The sequence below is a fragment of the Hugenholtzia roseola DSM 9546 genome (assembly GCF_000422585.1).
In the GTDB taxonomy this organism is placed as follows: Bacteria; Bacteroidota; Bacteroidia; order Cytophagales; family Bernardetiaceae; genus Hugenholtzia; species Hugenholtzia roseola.
Genome location: NZ_AUGI01000084.1, coordinates 1 through 1,613, shown reverse-complemented (window position 1 = coordinate 1,613; position 1,613 = coordinate 1). Strand labels below are relative to the sequence as shown.

Below are 1,613 nucleotides of genomic sequence, written 5' to 3'. Positions count from 1 at the left end.
TCCTAAACAGATGCCTAAGAAGTTTTCTTTTTCTTCTGGTAGCGAAAAATTCTCAATAAAAAGTGATTTTGCACCCATGTTAGTTTTGTTTTTTGGTTGCAATAAAAATAATGACGGCTATAAGAATGAAGCCGCCTGCAACGCCCGCTATTAGAAGTGTATTTTTTTGCTTTTTTTCGTCGGCTTTTTGTTGCGCTACTGCTTTTTGTTGCTCGAAACGCGCTTGGTCTTGGGCTAAGGCTCGCGCCTGCGTGAATTGTTGATTTTGCTGCAAGCCTGATACGATTGCCATGCGCTGGTTTTGCTCATTTAGCTTTTTTTGCTGTGCGTTGCCGATTACATTGGTTACGCCTCCAACAATTTGCCCCGCTCCCGCCATGATTGCGCCGATTGCTACCATGTTATCCTCCCTTCTTGGTTAAAAGCGACATAAAAAAGAATGTAACCATAATAATAAGCACCGTAGCACCTAACCAAATGGCGATTTGTTGCCCCTCGTCTTGGGGTTGATTTTGGTTGCTATTGCCAAAAAAATTAACAAATGTATCTTTTTTGGCGGCTTTCTTTCGCCTTTTTTTGGTTCGCACAACAGGACGGCGCACAATGGCACGCCTCTGGGCTTCGGGGCTTTGAGGCAAAACGATTAGCTTTTCTTGGGGTTCGTCTTGGGGTTCAGTTTTGAAAGGCTCGGTTTGGCTTCTGAACTCATCAAAGCCTATATCCGCAATGATATTTGAGGCAATGCGTTTGAGATAGTCCTGCACAGGTTCTTGGTAGGCGTAGGGCAATTCGCCCCGCTGATACGCCAAACGCATGATACCTCTGGGGTTTGCTTCGGTTACGTAGTCAATAAATGCCTTTTGTGCCTCCATAAAAAAAGTGGTAAAAACTTTGGCAAGCGCAAAGCCACTTGCCAAAGTATCAATAAAAAATAGACTGCTCAAAAATTATTGCCACTATCGACAGCGAGGACGACGCTTTGCACCGCCACAGCCGCAATCCGAAGACTTGCGCTTTTTACGCGCCTGCTGCTGCTGACCTTGTCCCCAAAGCGACCCAAGCGAATCGATAGCAGAATTGCCTCGAAGCATTTTCGAGTTATTCACACGCGCCAAAACCTCAAAGGTCAGGGTAACTTTTTGCAGACTTGGCAAATTGAAAGATAATGTCGATTTGCCGTCGGCTACCAAACTGAAACCGTCCATGATAATGAGTCTATCGTTTTGGTTTCGAGGGTCTTCAAAGTTTGCAGGCTGTACCTTACGCGCTCTTTCTGCGCCCACTGCATCGATTTCCTTCACTGAAAAAGTGTTTGAGTATTGCGCTGCATCTTGCACGCGATAGCGAGGATTGCCCAAAACGTAGGGGTTTGCTACTGTTTCGGCTAAAAATGCCTTATAGTCGCTTTCGTCAAGGGTGATATGTACGTTTCGGTCATTTACGTTGCCCGAAAATGAGCCAAATAAGGTGACGGTTTGAGAAGTCGCGAGAGTATCTTGGTTCTCAATGTTGAATGTCAAGAACTGTTTATTTGAAGGATTCACGCGCTTGGGCTGATAAATTCCTGATTGACTTTGTTCGTAGTCGTCTTCGTCGTCGTAGTCATCATCTTC

Annotated in this window: 3 protein-coding genes; all 3 read right to left on the bottom strand. The window is 45.1% G+C overall.

Annotated elements, in window-relative coordinates:
* Positions 1–79 precede the first annotated feature (79 nt).
* Positions 80–400, bottom strand: coding sequence for a hypothetical protein (locus tag G500_RS0108225; protein WP_027002201.1), 321 nt, complete (start codon positions 398–400; stop codon positions 80–82).
* A 1-nt stretch (position 401) separates the two neighbouring features.
* Complete coding sequence (locus tag G500_RS0108220) at positions 402–944, bottom strand: hypothetical protein (protein ID WP_027002200.1); 543 nt, start codon at positions 942–944, stop codon at positions 402–404.
* Between the two features lie 12 nt (positions 945–956).
* A partial coding sequence (locus tag G500_RS25980) for a hypothetical protein (RefSeq protein WP_027002199.1) occupies positions 957–1,613 on the bottom strand: 657 nt, incomplete at its 5' end.